The sequence below is a fragment of the Dysosmobacter sp. HCP28S3_G4 genome (genome assembly GCF_052065175.1).
Classification (GTDB): Bacteria; Bacillota; Clostridia; order Oscillospirales; family Oscillospiraceae; genus Oscillibacter.
The window spans coordinates 19,459-36,055 of sequence record NZ_JBQHUP010000026.1 but is presented as its reverse complement, the minus strand read 5'-3'; the positions used below and the strand labels follow the sequence as shown (position 1 = coordinate 36,055).

Genomic DNA, 16,597 nt, shown 5'->3' with positions numbered 1-16,597 from the left:
CTGTTATTTTGAAAACAAGGCGGCAGCAGCTTGCACCACTTCCACCTTGAATATATTTTGCTCTATTTGCACCGCATTTCGGTGTTTACACAGAATTTGGGACAGACCCGACTACGATGCCATTACCAAGGAGCAATTCATCAATCTCATTGAAGTATTAAAGCTATCCAAACACATGAAAAGCCCTGCCAACCAGCGTGGCAAGGCACGGCCATACCAGCCGCATGGAAAAGGGAAACGGAAACACAAATAAGCAGAAAAACACGCCATATCACCATGAATATGGCGTGTTTTTTGTTGACCAATCCTGTCTGACGGATGCTCATTTCGTGTTATTTGGCTAACGCTGTTTTACGAACACCTGCCATCCGCCGGGACTTTCCTTTTCCGGATATCACTTCTTGCCCAGATAGGCCTCTTGGATCTTGGGGTCCTTGATGAGGTCCCGGGCGTGGCCGGAGGCGGTGATGACGCCCTGCTCCAGCACGTACACCTCGTCCGCCACGGACAGGGCCTTGAAGGCGTTCTGCTCCACCAGCAGAATCGTCTTGCCCATGGCCTTGATCTCCTTGATGATGTCGAAGATGGTGTTGATCAGCAGGGGTGCCAGGCCCAGGGACGGCTCATCCAGCAGGATCAGCTCCGGGGAGGACATCAGGCCCCGCCCCATGGCCAGCATCTGCTGCTCGCCGCCGGACAGCGTGCCGGCGATCTGCTTCTCCCGCTCCTTCAGCCGGGGGAACAGGGTGTAGACCCGCTCGAAATCCGCCTGGATGCCCTTGGCGTCGTTCCGCAGGTAGGCGCCCATCTTCAGGTTCTCCTGCACCGTCAGGTTGGCGAAGATGATGCGGCCCTCCGGCACCTGGCAGATGCCGCTTTTCACCACGTTGTGGGGCTGGGTGGGCAGCGGTTTTCCCTGGAACTCGATGGAGCCGTGGTATTTGACGATGCCGCTGATGGCGTTGAGGAGGGAGGATTTTCCTGCGCCGTTGCTGCCGATGATGGTGACGATGTCGCCCTGTCTCACGTCGATGTCCACGCCGCGGATGGCATGGATGCCGCCGTAATACACGTTTAAGTCTCTGACTTTCAGCATCTCGCTCATCTCACTCATCCGCCTTTCCCAGGTATGCTTCCACCACGTCCTTGTTGTTCTGAATGTCCGCCGGGACGCCCTCCGCCAGGAACTTGCCGAAGTTCAGCACGTAGATCCTGTCGCAGAGATTCATGATCAGGTCCATGTGGTGCTCGATGATCAGCACCGTCAGGTGGAACCGGTCCCGGATCTCCCGGATGAGGTCCAGCAGGGCCATGGTCTCCTCCGGATTCATGCCCGCCGCCGGCTCGTCCAGCAGCAGCAGCTTGGGGTCCAGGGCCAGGGCCCGGGCGATCTCCAGCTTCCGCTGCAGGCCGTAGGGCAGGTTGGCCGCGGCCATCTCCCGGTAATCCCACAGGCCCATCATCTTCAGCAGGTTCTCGGTCTTCTCCCGCAGGGCGTCCTCCTGGCGGGAGATCTTCTTCGCCCAGGGCAGCACGATTTTCGTAAAGGGGATCTTCTGGGGTAGGAAGGACACCGCCAGGCCGTAGTCCGCGCTTCTGTGGCAGGCCGTCAGCACGTTCTGATAGACGGACAGCTTCTTGAACAGGCGGATGTTCTGGAAGGTGCGGGTGATGCCCAGCTCCGCGATCTGGAAGGGCTTCAGGGGATGCCACAAAAACCGGCGCTTGATGCCCTCGATGAAGCCGCTGCCGTAGGGGTCCGCTCTGGCGATGACCCTGTCGCCGAAGGTGATGGTGCCCTCGGTCAGGGTATAGACGGCGGTGATCAGGTTGAAGATGGTGGTCTTTCCGGCGCCGTTGGGGCCGATGAGGCCGAAGATCTCCCCCTCTTTGATGGTGAAGCTCACATCACCCACGGCGGTCAGACCGCCGAACCGCTTGGTGACATGCTCCAGCTTTAATACATCTCTCATCTCTGTCCACCCTTTTCCTGCAGGACGGCGGCGTTTTCGTCCTTTTTACCGGTGAGCTTCTTTTTGATCCAGCGGAAGACGTCCGTGAACTCTCTGCCGCCCATGAGTCCCTGAGGGCAGGTGATCATGACCAGGATGACCGCCGCGCCGTAGATCACCAGACGCCAGCTGGCGAAGGCACGGAACAGCTCCGGAATGAACGTCAGGAAGAAGGCGCCCACCACGCTGCCGCCGATGCTGCCCAGGCCGCCGAAGATCACCATGATGGTCAGCTCCGTGGACTTGGTCAGCTGGAACATCAGGGGCTGGAGATAGCCCAGATAGTGGGCGTACATGGCGCCGCCGATGGCCGCGTAGGCGGCGGAGATGGCGAAGGAGATCATCTTGTAGCGGAACACGTTGATGCCGATGGCCTGGGAGGCCAGCTCCTCCTCCCGGATGGCGATCATGTTCCGGCCGTGGCGGGAGTGGATCAGCAGGACCATGGCCACCACCGCCAGGAAGCAGATCACCGCCACCATTTCAAAGGTGGTGACCATGGGGATGGAGGACAGGCCTCTGGCGCCGCCGAAGAACTCCAGGTTGTCGAAGATCAGGCGCACGGATTCACCGAAGCCCAGTGTGGCGATGCAGAAGTAGTCGCCCTTCAGGCCCAGGGTGAAATAGCCGATGAGGAAGGCCATGATCATGGCGGCCGCGGCGCCGATCAGCATGGCAATGAGGAACGGGATGTGGTAGCGCAGGGTGCAGACGGCGGAGACATAGGCGCCGATGGCCATGAAGCCGGCGTGTCCGAAGGAGAACAGGCCCGTGAAGCCGGTGAGCAGGGACAGTCCCAGCACCACCATCAGGTTGACGCCTACCAGGATCAGGATGCCTTCAATGTAAAACCAACTGAACATCGATCTCCACCTCCTTACGCCTTGTCTTCCGTGACCTTGCCCATCAGGCCGGAGGGCTTGATGACCAGCACCACGATCAGCAGGGAAAACGCGATGAGATCCCGGTAGCTGGAGGCGATGTAGCCCGCGCCGAAGGTCTCGATGAGGCCCAGCAGAATGGAGCCCACCACCGCGCCGGGCAGGCTGCCCAGTCCGCCGAACACCGCCGCCACGAAGGATTTGTTGGTGATGACGCCGATCTGGGGATAGACCGTGTACTTCATTCCGAACAGCATGCCGGCGATGCCGGCCAGGATGCCGCCCAGCAGGAAGATGACGAAGATGATCCGGTTGACGTTGACGCCCATGAGGTTGCTGCCTCTGGCGCTGTAGGCGCAGGCCCGGATGGCCAGTCCCACTTTGGTCTTCTCGATAATGAACATCAGGATCGCCAGACTGACGGCGGTGATGACGAACATGAGAATGTCGATGCGGCTGACGGAGATGCTGCCGAAGGTGAAGGGCTCGTTGGAGATGATCTGGGGATAGGTCCGGAAGGTGGGGCCGATGGTGACGATGACCAGATTCTCCAGGAAGATGGACGCGCCCATGGCGGAGATGATGAAGTACAGAGGCGGCGCGTTCCGCTTCCGCAGGGGGCGGTAGGCCACCTTCTCCAGGACCACGGCCACCAGTCCCGCCAGCAGCGCCGCCACGATCAGCGCCCCCAGGAAGGGCAGGCCCAGCAGGCTCACCGCGTACAGGCCGAAGTAGGCGCCCAGCATGATGACGCCGCCGTGGGCGAAGTTGGAGAAGTTCAGGATGCTGTATACCAGGGAATAGCCCACGGCCATCAGCGCGTAGATGCTGCCGATGGACAGGCCGTTGATGACTTGTTGGATCAATACGTTCAAGGTATTCCCTCCGTTTCTCTTGAGAGGTTCTTTTTAAAAAAGGGGCAGACTGCGCTGCCCCTTTTGCTGTGCGTGCCGCTTATTTGTCGGGAGAGTACTTCATGATGAACTTGTACTCATAGCCGTCCGCCGCGGAATCGCTCTTGACGATCTGCTGCATGGCGGCCTCCTTGCCCACGGGATCGTGGGTGTCCTCGCCCAGATGGATGGTGCCGGTGACGCCGGCCACCTCTACCTGGGTCAGGGCCGCGGCAATGGCCTCGGAGTCCGCGCTGTTCGCCTTCTCGATGGCGGCGATCAGCAGCTGGAACGCGTCATGGACCATGTAGGCGTTAATCTCCGGCGCGACGCCGTATTTGGCGGTGTAGGCCTCGGTGACCTCCGACGCGGCGGGATCGTTGTAGTCGAAGTGGTTGACCACGTAGCTGCCCTCAATGGCGCTGCCCGCCATCTCAAACAGGGTGTCGGAGGGCCAGCCGTCGCCGCCCATCAGGACCGCGTCGATGCCCAGTTCGCGGGCCTGGTTGGCGGACAGGGCCACTTCCTTGTAGAAGTAGGGCATCAGGATGACGTCGGGATCAACTTCCTTGATCTTGGTCAGCTGGGGACGGAAGTCGGTGTCGCCGGCCTTGAAGCCCTCCTTGGCAACCACCGTGCCGCCCTTGGACTCGAAGGTCTCAATGAAGTACTCGGTGAAGCCCTGGGAGTAGTCGCTGGCCACGTCGTACAGCACGGCGGCGGTTTTGGCCTTCAGCTCGTCAGCCGCGTAGCCGCCGGCCACGGCGCCCTGATAGGGGTCCGTGAAGCAGACGCGGAAGTTGTATGCGTTGACGGAGCCGTCCGCGTTGACGGTGATGGCCGGGTTGGTGGCTACGGTGGCGATATCAGGCACCTTGCCCTCGTTCAGCGCACCCTTGATGGCGATGGCCGCCGCGGAGGCGTTGGGTCCCAGAATGGCGCAGACCTTGTCGTTGGCGATGAGCCGCTTCACCGCGTTGACGGACTCATTGGCGTCGCCCTTGGTGTCGTATTTCACCAGCTCCAGCTGACGGCCCAGCACGCCGCCGGCCTCGTTCTGCTTGTCGATGTACAGCTGCAGCGCCTGACTCTCACAGGTGCCCCAGGGTGCCTGGTCACCGGTCAGGGCGCCGATCCAGCCCACTTTGATGGTGCCCTCGTCCGCGGCGGCGCTTCCTCCGGTTCCGCCGCTGCTGCCGCAGGCAGTCATGCCGCACACCATTGCCAATGCCAGTAGAACGGATAACAACTTTTTCATACCATTACTCCTCTCTTGTTTTCACGGTCCCTCCCCGGACCTGTCCGACGGAGGGGTGAAACCTGATGTCTGCCGGGACGATGCTTCCGTGATTCCACTATACGCGGCAGATTCGGGAAACTTCACCGGTCTTCAAAAAGACTCATGCAGCTTCAAAAAGTCGTCAAAATCTTCAAAAAGATTCAACAGAAGCGGCTCGTTTCTGTTTGATTTTTACAATGGAAGCAGGTATACTATTCATAAAGGGGGGAGTTTTGCCATGCACAAAAGATCCAGACTTTTCCTGATGGTGGCCGCCAGTTCCATCGCGTCCCAGATCTATGTCAACATGTTTGTGGACGGCTTCATCATCGCCCTCTCCGTGGTGATGATGGGGATCTTCCTCTATCTCTTCAAGGATCTGGACTGCATCAAAGCCTGTTTCCTTGTCGGCATCTTCTCCCCCTTGGTGCGTCTGCTCATCGTGCTGTGGCAGGGAGAAGCTCTGCTGGATGCCGCCCGCCTGGTATTGCCGGACATGGCGTTCTTCTTCTCCTATGCCCTGATCTTCGGTGTGCTGTTCCGTTCCCAGGGCTACGCACCCTATTGGAGATTCTATCTGCGTCTGGCCGGCAGCGACTTTCTCTCCAACTGCGTGGAGATGCTGGTTCGGTTTTTCATCTTCCACCAGTTCTTTACCTTGGAGCGTCTCTTCGGCCTAATCGTCCTGGCCCTGGTCCGGAGCTTCGTCATTCTGCTGGTGTGCGTCGCCTCGGACCTGTACAAATCCCTGCTGGAAAAGGCGGAGCATGAGGAGAACTACAAAAAGCTGGTGCTGATGGCCTCCACCTTCAACAGCGAGGTCTACTTCATGGAGAAGAACATGAACGAGATCGAGGACGTGATGAAAAACGCCTTCCTGCTGTACAAGACCCTGGAGAAGGAGAACTATCCCAAGAGCCTGCAGAACATCTCCCTGGAGATCGCCAAGGACATCCATGAGATCAAAAAGGGCTACCGCCGGGTCATTATGGGCCTTCAGGACAACTTCCTCAGCGACTTCAAGGGCACCAGTCTCCATCTGTCGGACATTCTGAAGATCCTGGCGGTGGACGTGGACAAAAACGCCTCTCTCCGCCATCTCTCCATCTCCTTTGCATACAGCTTCGACAGGGACTACATCATTGAGAACCACTTCTCCTTTATGAGCATCCTGCGGAATCTGGTGGGCAACAGCCTGGACGCCATTGAGGGCTCTCAGCTGCGCCGGGGTGAGATCTCCGTCCAGTGCCGGGAGCTGATGGAGCACACCGGGGACGAGCCCGATGAGGACGGCGGCGAGGAGCTTTCCGCCGAGACCGTGGGCACGAGCCAGAAGTTCTGCGTCATCACCGTCCGGGACAACGGTCCGGGCATCCCGGAGGATGTCCTGGATGTGCTGTTCGAGCCGGGCTTCTCCACCAAGTACAATGAGCAGACCGGCGACATCAACCGGGGCCTGGGTCTGACGCTGGTGAAGGACCTGCTGACCGATCAGTTCCACGGCGATATCAGCGTGGCCAGCGTCGCCGCCTCCGGCCGCGGCCGAGGCGAGACCATCTTCACCCTGCGCATCCCGGCGGATCAGTTCGCCGTGGACCCCACAGCGGAACCCGGGCTGGAGGAAAAGCACTTTGCGCTGAGAGAGAGGGAACCGGTATGAAGTTCTATATTCTGGATGATCTGATCAGCTCCGTCAAGGTATTGAGCAACATCATCGAGACCCGGAATCTGGGCGAGGTCATCGGCACCCAGACCAACTCTGAGAAGGCCGTGGCGGAGATCCTGGCCAAAAAACCGGACATCGTGGTGCTGGACCTGCTGATGCCGGTGAAGGACGGCATCACCGTGGTCAGTGAGGTGCGGGAGACCGACCCCGGCATTGATTTCATCATGGTCTCCCAGGTAGTGGACAAAAATATGATCTCCGACGCCTACAAGGCCGGCATCGAGTTCTACATCACCAAGCCCAACAACTTCATCGAGATTGAAAACGTCATCCGCCGGGTGGTGGAAAAGCGGCAGATGGCCTCCGTCCTCAGCGGCATCCGCAGCGTCATGGGCACCTCTCCCCCCGCGGCCCAGACGCCGCCCCCCGAGCCGGCGGACAACACCCTCAGCAGGGTCCGCAAGGTCCTGGGCTCCGTGGGGATGCTGGGCGAGAGCGGCACCAAGGATATCATCAACGTCTGCCAGTTGATGAAGAAGCGCGGGGAGCCCTACAACAGCAAGACCACCCTCAACGCCTACGCGGAGGAGCTGGGCGAGGACCCGAAGATCGTCAAGCAGCGCATCCGCCGGGCCATCCGCCGTGGATTGACCAACACCGCCGCCCTGGGCATTGAGGACTACTACAGCGATATCTTCGACCGGTACTCCCACACCCTGTTCAACTTTGACGCCATCCGCAGCGAAATGGATCTGCTCCGGGGAAAATCCCCCTATGGTGGCCGGCCCTCCATCGACAAATTCTTCGAGGGGCTGCAGGTGCTGTGCGACCTTTGACACCGCAGGGCGGACGTGCCGTTCACGCACTCCGCCGTCCGCTTCAGGCAAAAAAACTCCCCCTGACGCATTCCTGCGTCAGGGGGAGCGCTCTTATGTGCTGTTGGCTGTCCGCTCAGCAGACGGTGGGGTCCAGGCTGTGTTACTGCACGACCTCGCCGCCAGGAGCGGAATGAGCGGTAGACCAGGTGTTCTCCAGAGCGGCCCAGTCGCGTTGGTCCTCTGCGGAGACCCATTTCTCCACCTTCTCGCCATTGACGGTCACCCAGTTGTAGGTGTGGCTGTTGGTGGCTTCCATCATGGCCTCGTAGCACCAGACCTGCGGGCAGATGTCAGTCCAGGTCACCATATCCTCGGTGGGCAGCATCCGGTCCTTGTCGGGGACGCGGCCCAGCGTGCGGTTGATGATGGTGCAGGCCTCGCCGCGGGTGATGGCCTTGTCGGGCTGGAAGGTGCCGTCGGTGTAGCCCTCAATGAGCTTCATCTCCTTGGCGGCCTCCACATAGACGGCATACCAGTCGGACTCCTCCACGTCGGGGAAGTAGCCCTGATACTCCTTCACCGTGTAGTCGAAGAAGTTCACAGCCATCTTGGAGAACTCCGCGCGGGTGATGCTGCTGTCAGGACGGAAGGTACCGTCGCTGTAGCCGCTGATGACACCCATGTTGCTCAGAGTGGAGATGGCGTTGTTGCACCACTTCTCAGGCGCCACATCGGTGTAGTCGTTGGTCTGAGACCAGTACTCCTCGCGGGCGTCGTCGGTCAGCAGACGGAAGAAGATGGTAGCGACCTCACCGCGGGTGATGTTGCCGTTGGGACGCAGAGTACCATCCTTGTAGCCGATGATGTAGGAGAAGTGATCCTTGGTGTTCAGCGCGGAGCCGCCGTTTCCACCGCCACCGCCGGTTCCGCCGCCGGTTCCGCCGCCGTTTCCGCCGCCGCCGCTGTAGCTGTTGTCGCTGCGGTCATAGCGCAGGGTCAGGACGTTGGCAGACGCGTCGGCCGTGATGGTCAGGTTCAGATCGGAGGTGGTCAGACGATAGTCGTCCTTGCCGCCATAGGTCGCCCAACTGTCCTGCGGGACGATGGTGATGGTGGCACCGACGACCTCAGTGCCGCTGGTCAGCTCCACGGGCGTCTCATTGACCAGATTGCCGCCGTCGTAGTACTGGGCCACGACCGTGTAGCCGACATTGTCGGGCGTGGTGGGCTCAGTCGGAGTCGTCGGCTCGGTGGGAGTCGTCGGCTCGGTGGGAGTCGTCGGCTCAGTCGGAGTCGTCGGCTCGGTGGGAGTCGTCGGCTCGGTGGGAGTCGTCGGCTCGGTGGGAGTCGTCGGCTCGGTGGGAGTCGTGGGCTCGGTGGGAGTCGTCGGCTCGGTGGGAGTCGTGGGCTCGGTGGGAGTCGTCGGCTCGGTGGGAGTCGTCGGCTCGGTGGGAGTCGTCGGCTCAGTCGGAGTCGTCGGCTCGGTGGGAGTCGTCGGCTCGGTGGGAGTCGTCGGGGTCGTCGGCGTCGTGGGAACGCTGGGATCCGTCGGGGTCGTGGGCGTCGTGGGGACGCTGGGATCCGTCGGAGTCGTGGGCGTCGTGGGGACGCTGGGATCCGTCGGAGTCGTGGGCGTCGTGGGGACGCTGGGATCCGTCGGAGTCGTGGGTGCCGTAGTGCTCAGGGTCACCAGCGCGTTATACGCAATGGCCTTCTCAGGCACGGGCTTCTCATCGGCGCTGACCACATAGTAAGTAACGCCGTCGATGGTGATCTCATCGCCGACAGCAGGGATCACGGTGGCAAATTTATCTCCCAGCTCCAGGAGCAGCCACTCGTTGTCGGTCTTCACGGTCTGGCCGTTCAGCTGATAGTCCACGGTCAGGGTAGCCGCTTTAAAGGTGTCATAGGGCCGGGGGAACGCCACGCTGCGGGACGCACCGTCATAGATGTAGTTCAGCTTGGCGTCGCCGTTCAGATAGACCTCCAACTCGCCGGCCTTCTTCTCGGCATCCTTGACAGTGACCTGATAGGTCAGGGTCACAGTGTCCAGGCCGCCCTCATCGTTCCAGGTGATGGTGGAACCATTGACCGCGGCGGCGGGCAGATCCTCGTCCGTCACCGTGACGCCGGTGCCGTCCTCGGGCTGCACCAGATCCACCAGGGGACCCATGGGATCGGTGACCAGGCCGCTGATGTGCTCACTGATCTTCTCCAGCGCAATGTTCAGCTCGTCGCTGCTGTTGGCGTTGAGCTGATGATTGGCATCCGTGGCCAGCGCGTGGAAATTGCTGCTGCTGAAGGTGAAGCCAACGGTGTAGACCTCGCCGCCGTTCTTCTTGAACTGGCCGAACTCCGTCGTTCTGGTGCCGACAAAGGGGATCCTTTCGGTCTCCTTGGGATAACCATCGTCGCTTTCGCCATCGCCGACGATGATCATGATCTTGTTGGCATTGCTGTTGCTGGCGCTGCTGTTGAAATAATCCAGTGCAGCATCAACACCCGCCGTCAGGTACGTGCCGCCCTCAGGGGAGTAGTCACTGTAGGATTCATTGGCACCCAGCAGCTTGGCATTGACATAACCGCCGGAGATCGGACCGCCGACCCAGCCGCCTATTCTACCCTGGTACAGAACATATTCACAGCTAATGTTCTCTGTTCCCAGGTTGCCCGCCATGTCCGCAATGGCCTGGGTGGCATAAACCCACCGGCTCGTTCTGCTGCCGTTCTTCACCAGGCTGCAATAGGCAACATTATTCTTGTCCCATGTATGTACATGGGCATTATTTTTCAGGACCTCGCAGGTTTCAGTCCCGGAATCATAGTTGCAGTACCCGAAGCTGAACGGGTTATTGTTATGCTGATGGCTGATATAGCCCTCCGAATCCGTGCAGAAATTCATGGAGCCGGAGCCGTCCAGGACAAAGACTACCTCGGTGGGGACCGGGGTGACCTTCTCCTTGGCCGTGGCAGTCAGGGTGACGTTATAAACGCCGGGCAAAACATTGCCTGCCTCATCCACAGCGCGTTCCGCCGTCTTGGACAGCGTGATGTCCGCCGCGTTGGCCGTCGTCTCCGTGCCTGCATACGTGTAGTACTTGTCCGCGGGCTTCAGTGTGTCCTCCTGCACGTCCGCCAGTGCGGATACAGGAAGCAGGGACATCGCCATGACCAGAGCCATGACGATCGCTGAAAGTCTCTTCTTCATTTTCTTCACTCCTCACTTTCAAACGATAAATCTTCGCTGTGAAACCGGGTCAGTTGCCGGGGCAGTCACCTCCCTGTCTTCGGACCACCATAAAGATGAGTCCTCCGCCGCCCCCTCCGGACGGCAGCGGCCCACGGGAGCAGCGATCCAAGACAGTCTTCCGCCGCGGCAGCGCCGCCTTCCGCGAAAGTCTTTCTGCTCCGCGGCGGGATCCCTCCGTGTCTCTCCGCCCGCGCCGCGCGGATATCGCCATCCGCCCGGCCCCGGCACAGCCGGTACGGTCCCCGCCCTCAGAGCGTCCTCGCTCCCATCACGACCTGTGTGCTGAACGCCGAAAGCCGGCGTCCACAATACCCATGCCGCCTCCGCCGGACTTGTTGTGAGCAACGGTTCTGCCCAGTCTTCAGCAGATTGGGAGGGCATTTGTATCGTACCTAATATTTTACCATTCCGTGCCATACAAATCAACTGTTGTTTCAAATTTAACACAGCGGCGCCGGCTGCCCGGGCGGCGGAAAACGGCTTCCGTCCGCGGCGTCTTCCGCTTTTTCATCAGCGATTCCCACTTATTTGCAAATTTTGAATAAATATTCCGTTTTTTCCATTTTGCCCCTCATCCCTGCCGCCGGGCGCTCCGCCATCCCCGGGACGGCGGCTGTCCGCTGGGCACGGCGTCCGGGGCACGGCTTGACAGCGCCGCCTCCGGAATGATACCATGGGAACATCAGAATATTCAGCACACTGGAAAGGAGCTTACATCATGGTCATTGCGGGAATCAGACAGTGTTCCGTCTCCGACGGACCGGGAAAGCGGTTTGTGGTGTTGCTGCCGGGGTGCCAGCATCACTGCGCCGGCTGCGCGGCGTCCCAGGGGCCCGGCGCCGGGGTGGACTTCCCCCTGGAGGAGCTGCTGGATCAGATGGAGTCCCAGGACGTGGAGGGGCTGTCCATCTCCGGCGGCGAGCCCTTCGATCAGGCGGAGGACTGCGCAGCGCTGGCAACGGCGGTGCATGCCCAGGGAAAGACCGTGTGGTGCTGGACCAGCCGCACCTTTGAGGATCTGGCCGGCGGCACCGACGCCCAGCGGGCGCTGCTGGCGGCCACGGACGTGCTGGTGGACGGCCCCTTCCGTCCGGATCTGGCCCGGACGGACCTGCCCTGGCGGAGCAGCGGAAACCAGCGGTGCATCCGGGTGGCGGAGAGCCTCGCCGCCGGAACAGCAGTCCTGCTGCCGGAATAAGGGAAACAAAACGGAGCCCGGGGACCCTTTTCAGGGTCTCCGGGCTCCTGTCGTTTTCTGAGGATACCGTCAGTGTCCCAGCTCCACGAACCGGCGCAGGGGCGCGTCGCCGTGGAGGGCGTCGTCGCACTTTTTGATAAGGGCCTCCCGGTCCTGGTTCAGCGTTCCCGCCAGCACCAGATAGTTGCTGGCGTGGTTGGAGCGGAACACGGCGCCGGGACAGTCGATCTCCGTCAGGAACAGCCGGGTCTCCCGGATCAGCTCCATGGGGTTGGGCAGCGTCAGGCTGCCCTCCTGCACCCACTGGTGCATGGGGGTGCCGGTATAAATACGGAGGGTCAGCAGAGCGATATAGTCAGGCCGCATGGCGTTGAGGGCATGGGCCGTGTCCACGGCGTGGTCCTCCCAGCCCACGGTGCCGGACAGGCCGTTGATGGCCGTCACGGACAGGCCGATTCCGGCGGCCTTCAGCTTCTGTCCTGCCTCGATCTGCTGGGCCACGGTAACGCCCTTGTTGATCTTCTGCAAAAGGGCCTCGTTGCCGGTCTCCAGGCCCAGATAGGCCAGGTCCAGGCCTGCCGCCCGGAGAGTTTTCAGGTCCTCCGGCGTCTTTTTCAGGACGCTTTTAGGGCTGGCATAAACGGACACCCGCTCACACTCCGGCAGATTCTCCCGGATATAATCCAGGATCCGGAGCAGATGCTCCGTGGGCAGGATCAGGGCGTCGCCGTCCGCCAGAAACACCCGGCGGATGATGCCCGGCCAGGCGTTATGGGCCCAGGCCAAGTCCTCCATCACCTGCTCGATGGGCACGATGCGGAAGGTCTTGTCCTTGTACATGTTGCAGAAGGCGCACTTGTTATGGCTGCACCCCACGGTCACCTGGACGATGAGACTGTGGGCCTCGCTGGGGGGACGGTAGACAGAACCGGAATAGTGCATGAGTTCCTCCTTTTTCCTTTTCATCGTCGGGGTGGATGGATTTGCCCCTGGCGCGGGGCTTTTTGAGGGTTCCTCGCGGGGGTGCGGAGGTGCGCCCCGTTCGGGGCGCGGGAGGCTGCGGCGAAGGCCGATGGCTTGCGGCTCCGCCGCGGGGACGAACCTTTTTCCCGTTAGAACGGGGGTGCCGGGGAAGCCCGGCATCTTCAAAACCCCCTTTCTCTTTTCGGTTGCGCCGAAAAGAGAAAGCGCTTTTTGATGGTGTCAAGAGAAAAGACGCTGGCGGCATTTCAGGCTCCGCCTGAAATGCCTTTTCCCGCCTTTTGCGGGGGTTATTTGGATGCTGACTTGAGGGATTGCGTCCATTCAACCGCGTATGGCAGTTTCGGAAGCTGGGGGTGGTTCCGAATGCCCTCTGCTTCTGTTTTGCTGCCGCACCTTGGCGGTTACGGGAGATCGGTGGAAGGGGTGGTTTCGGATGCCCTCTGCTTCTGTTTTGCTGCCGCGGCAGTATCAAAAGAATGGTGCCAAGCTCTCTCAAACTGCCAGGGTGCGGCAGCAAAAAAAGAACGGCGGAGCGTCCGGACAGGACCCGGAGTTTCGTTCCGGTCAAGAGAAAACACTGGAGGTAAAACCCACGGCTACTACCAGTCCAAAACCCTCGTAACAGGCGCCGCGAGCGTTCCGGGCGAAGCCCGGAATGCCGCCGCCAGAGCCTTTTTCTCTTACACCATCAAAAGGCGCATTCTCTTTTTCCACGGAGAGGGGCACCCCACAAAAGCCCAGCGAAGCGGGTTTTGTGGGGAAGAGGAAAGCGGCGAAGCGCCGCCAGCGGCGGAAAAAGCGAGCCGGTTTCGAGGAAGCGGCGCGATTGGCGGACCCGAAGGGGCCGGAAATCGCAATGCCGCGACGGTGTGCAAGGGGGCAACGGAGCGGTATGAGGGATGCCTTCTCCCGCAGGGCGTCCCGAATATAGCGCAGTTTGACCCGACGACGAATGGGGGTTTTGCCCGCGGCGGAGCCGCAAGCCTGCGGTCTTCACCGCACTTCCCCGCGCCCGGAACGGGCGCACCTCCGTACCCCCGCGCAGGGAAAGAGGTTTTGAAGCCGCCGGGCTTCCCCGGCACTCCCGTCATAACACCAGTATTCCCAGATGCTCCAGCAAAATCTTCACGCCCAGCAGGATCAGGATGATCCCGCCGGTGAGCTCCGCCCGCTTTTTGTACCGTGCGCCGAAGAAATTGCCCACCGCCACGCCGATGACGGACAGGCAGAAGGTGGTAACGCCGATGATGGAGACGGCCGGGACGATGGACACCTCCAGGAACGCGAAGGTGACGCCCACCGCCAGGGCGTCGATGCTGGTGGCCACGGCCATCAGCAGCAGCTCCCGGTGATCCAGCGGCGCGTCCACGGGACAGCCCGCCGGGCCGCAGGGCTCGTCTTCATCCCCGCCCAGGGCCTCCCGGACCATGTTGCCGCCGATGAAGGCCAGCAGGACAAAGGCCACCCAGTGGTCCACGTTCTGGATATATCCCGCGAAGGCGGAGCCCAGCAGCCAGCCCAGCAGGGGCATCAGGGCCTGGAAGCCGCCGAAGTACAGGCCCACCGCCAGCGCCTGACCCCAGCGGATCTTCCGCATGGCAAGGCCCCGGCAGACGGCCACGGCGAAGGCGTCCATGCTGAGGCCCACGCCGATGAGAAACAGTTCCGCAAGTGACATCCGATCCAATTCCCCGCTCTCGTTGTTGATATGCAATATTCGATGTGCGGCCGGGCGCAGATATGCGTCCCGCCGTCATAAGATCACCGGCACCGGCCGGCGGATGGTCAGACTGTCCGGCGTGACGTCGCAGTCCCAGGCCGCTACCCGGACCCCGGCGGCCGCCGCCTCCCGCAGCGCCGCGCCGAAGGCGGGATGGGTCCCGTCATTGGGCGCCACGGAGCGGATTCCCTTCATTTGTATCACAAAGCACAGCGTCGCGTCAAGCCCTTGGGACACCGCCCGCTGAAGCTCCCGGATATGCTTCACGCCCCGCTCCGTGGGGGCGTCCGGGAACCGGGCGGCGCCGTCCTCCTCCAGGGTGACGCCCTTCACCTCCACCAGATGGAGGCCCCGGGGCGTCTCCAGGCAGAAGTCCAGCCGGGAGCCGCCGTAGGTGTACTCCGGCCGCACCGCCGTCACGGCGGGGTCGAAGCCGCCGGACTCCGCCCACTCCCGGAAGACCTTATTGGGAGCCTGGGCGTCCATGTTGATCAGCAGGTCTCCCTTTTCCACGGCGATGAGGTCGTATTTCGTCTTCCGGGCCGGATTGTCCGACTGCTCCAGATACACCCGGCAGCCCGGCACCAGCAGTTCCCGGCAGCGTCCGGTGTTCTTCACGTGGCAGATCTGGGGTCCCTCCGCCGTCTCCACGTGGGCGATGAACCGGTTGGGCCGGGACAGAAATGTTCCCGGCACCACAACTCCATACCGCATATTCCTCAAAGCCCCCCTGTGTCCGGCGTTCCGCGCGCTGCGCCGGAAACGTCAGTAAATATTCTTTGAATTATACGTGAATTTTTCGCAAAAGGGAAAACAAGATAATCCGTTTTTACCTTTCATTTTTTGTTCACTTTTGACAATCGACATGGTTTTTTTTGGCTTCCTCATTCAAAAAATTAGCGCGAATCACGATTGTTTTTTTTGATGGAAATTGTTAAAATGAAACCAATCATTTTATTAAGGAGGTTCTCAATGGATTATTCCAACCTGTTTGTCGTCCTGATGGGGCTCGGCACAGTGTTCTTTGGTCTGATCTGTATCATCGCACTGACCTATGCCATGGGTGCGATCCTGCGGCCCAGGAACAACGCCCCCACCTCACCGGCAACGCCTGTCAAGCCTGCGGCAGCCCCGCCCGCTCCGGCATCCGCGCCGGCAGCGGCACCTGTGGCTCCCGCCGCTCCCGTGACAGTGTCCGCTCCGGCTCCCGCGACCCTCTCCCCCGCCGTCACCGCCGCTGTCTCCGCCGCCCTGGCTGAGACGCTGGGCACTTCCGTAAACGGCATCCGCATCACCTCCGTCAAGCGCGTGGCGGGTTCCGCCGCCCCTGCGGCCCTCCAGCCCTCCCTGATCGCCGGAATTTCCGCCGCTCTGGCCGAAGCACTGGGGACCTCCGTCAACGGTATCCGCATCACCTCCATCAAGCAGATTTCTCTTTAAAAAATCATCATAAAATTAAACGGAAAGAGGAGAACAAAATTATGAGAAGGTTCAGAGTGAATGTCAACGGTGCTGTCTACGAGATCGAACTGGAAGAACTGACCGGCGCGGCTCCCGCCGCTCCCGTGGCCGCTGCCCCTGTGGCCGCCCCCGCTCCCGCCCCTGTGGCTGCTCCTGCCCCCGCTCCCGCTCCCGTGGCCGCTCCGGCTCCCGCCGCTGCCCCCGCTGCCGGTGAGCAGGTCACCGCTCCCATCCCCGGCACCATCCTGTCCATCAACGTCAACGTGGGCGACAGCGTGGAGGAAGGCCAGGTCCTGATGATCCTGGAGGCCATGAAGATGGAGAACGAGATCATGGCTCCCAAGAGCGGCAAGGTGGCTTCCATCAACACCTCCAAGGGCTCTGCCGTGGAGTCCGGCGCTCTGCTGTGCGTCATTCAGTAAGAGTCCGGAGAAT

The 16,597-nt window shown here is 61.1% G+C and carries 14 protein-coding genes and 1 pseudogene; 6 read left to right on the top strand and 9 right to left on the bottom strand.

Features of this window, described 5'->3' with window-relative positions; all coding sequences use genetic code 11:
- Positions 1-253: pseudogene (locus tag ACTNBU_RS07840) on the top strand (hypothetical protein); the annotation flags it as partial.
- 141 nt (positions 254-394) lie between these two features.
- Here the strand turns inward: ACTNBU_RS07840 and ACTNBU_RS07835 are convergent.
- The 5 genes from ACTNBU_RS07835 to ACTNBU_RS07815 form a co-directional block, all read right to left on the bottom strand.
- On the bottom strand, positions 395-1,096 hold the full coding sequence (locus ACTNBU_RS07835; RefSeq protein WP_441032464.1) for an ABC transporter ATP-binding protein: 702 nt from the start codon (positions 1,094-1,096) through the stop codon (positions 395-397).
- A 10-nt stretch (positions 1,097-1,106) separates the two neighbouring features.
- Positions 1,107-1,973 carry an ABC transporter ATP-binding protein gene (locus ACTNBU_RS07830; protein WP_441032462.1) on the bottom strand — a complete coding sequence of 289 codons (867 nt, stop codon included), beginning with the start codon at positions 1,971-1,973 and terminating at the stop codon, positions 1,107-1,109.
- A complete protein-coding gene (locus ACTNBU_RS07825) occupies positions 1,970-2,875 on the bottom strand; it encodes a branched-chain amino acid ABC transporter permease (protein ID WP_441032459.1) in 906 nt (301 codons plus the stop codon). Before ACTNBU_RS07825 ends, ACTNBU_RS07830 begins: the two co-directional genes overlap by 4 nt.
- Positions 2,876-2,889: 14 nt before the next feature.
- Positions 2,890-3,768 carry a branched-chain amino acid ABC transporter permease gene (locus ACTNBU_RS07820; RefSeq protein ID WP_441032457.1) on the bottom strand — a complete coding sequence of 293 codons (879 nt, stop codon included), beginning with the start codon at positions 3,766-3,768 and terminating at the stop codon, positions 2,890-2,892.
- Positions 3,769-3,847: 79 nt separating this feature from the next.
- Positions 3,848-5,044, bottom strand: coding sequence for an ABC transporter substrate-binding protein (locus ACTNBU_RS07815; RefSeq protein WP_441032454.1), 1,197 nt, complete (start codon positions 5,042-5,044; stop codon positions 3,848-3,850).
- A gap of 259 nt (positions 5,045-5,303) precedes the next feature.
- On the opposite strand from ACTNBU_RS07815, the gene ACTNBU_RS07810 reads away from it, so the two are divergent.
- Together ACTNBU_RS07810 and ACTNBU_RS07805 are read left to right on the top strand one after the other, a co-directional pair.
- A complete protein-coding gene (locus ACTNBU_RS07810; RefSeq protein ID WP_441032452.1) occupies positions 5,304-6,725 on the top strand; it encodes an ATP-binding protein in 1,422 nt (473 codons plus the stop codon).
- Positions 6,722-7,567, top strand: a complete 846-nt coding sequence (locus tag ACTNBU_RS07805; protein ID WP_441032450.1) for a DNA-binding domain-containing protein — start codon at positions 6,722-6,724, stop codon at positions 7,565-7,567. The genes ACTNBU_RS07810 and ACTNBU_RS07805 overlap by 4 nt, the downstream gene beginning before the upstream one ends.
- Before the next feature lie 142 nt (positions 7,568-7,709).
- Here the strand turns inward: ACTNBU_RS07805 and ACTNBU_RS07800 are convergent, their stop codons facing one another.
- Complete coding sequence (locus ACTNBU_RS07800; protein ID WP_441032447.1) at positions 7,710-10,757, bottom strand: S-layer homology domain-containing protein; 3,048 nt, start codon at positions 10,755-10,757, stop codon at positions 7,710-7,712.
- Positions 10,758-11,517: 760 nt separating this feature from the next.
- On the opposite strand from ACTNBU_RS07800, the gene ACTNBU_RS07795 reads away from it, so the two are divergent.
- Positions 11,518-11,997: a 4Fe-4S single cluster domain-containing protein gene (locus ACTNBU_RS07795; RefSeq protein WP_441032445.1), complete on the top strand. Its 480-nt coding sequence runs from the start codon at positions 11,518-11,520 to the stop codon at positions 11,995-11,997.
- A gap of 69 nt (positions 11,998-12,066) precedes the next feature.
- On the opposite strand, the gene ACTNBU_RS07790 is transcribed toward ACTNBU_RS07795, so the two are convergent.
- From ACTNBU_RS07790 to sfsA, 3 genes are all read right to left on the bottom strand, one after another.
- Positions 12,067-12,963 carry a radical SAM protein gene (locus tag ACTNBU_RS07790; RefSeq protein ID WP_441032442.1) on the bottom strand — a complete coding sequence of 299 codons (897 nt, stop codon included), beginning with the start codon at positions 12,961-12,963 and terminating at the stop codon, positions 12,067-12,069.
- A 1,105-nt stretch (positions 12,964-14,068) separates the two neighbouring features.
- Positions 14,069-14,659, bottom strand: coding sequence for a manganese efflux pump MntP (locus ACTNBU_RS07785; RefSeq protein ID WP_441032439.1), 591 nt, complete (start codon positions 14,657-14,659; stop codon positions 14,069-14,071).
- 75 nt (positions 14,660-14,734) lie between these two features.
- Positions 14,735-15,415, bottom strand: a complete 681-nt coding sequence (gene sfsA / locus ACTNBU_RS07780) for a DNA/RNA nuclease SfsA (RefSeq protein WP_441032436.1) — start codon at positions 15,413-15,415, stop codon at positions 14,735-14,737.
- Between the two features lie 258 nt (positions 15,416-15,673).
- On the opposite strand from sfsA, the gene ACTNBU_RS07775 reads away from it, so the two are divergent.
- Together ACTNBU_RS07775 and ACTNBU_RS07770 are read left to right on the top strand one after the other, a co-directional pair.
- Entirely contained in the window at positions 15,674-16,141 is a 468-nt protein-coding gene (locus ACTNBU_RS07775; protein ID WP_441032433.1) for an OadG family transporter subunit, read from the top strand.
- Positions 16,142-16,182: 41 nt separating this feature from the next.
- Complete coding sequence (locus tag ACTNBU_RS07770) at positions 16,183-16,584, top strand: acetyl-CoA carboxylase biotin carboxyl carrier protein subunit (protein ID WP_441032430.1); 402 nt, start codon at positions 16,183-16,185, stop codon at positions 16,582-16,584.
- Positions 16,585-16,597: the final 13 nt, after the last annotated feature.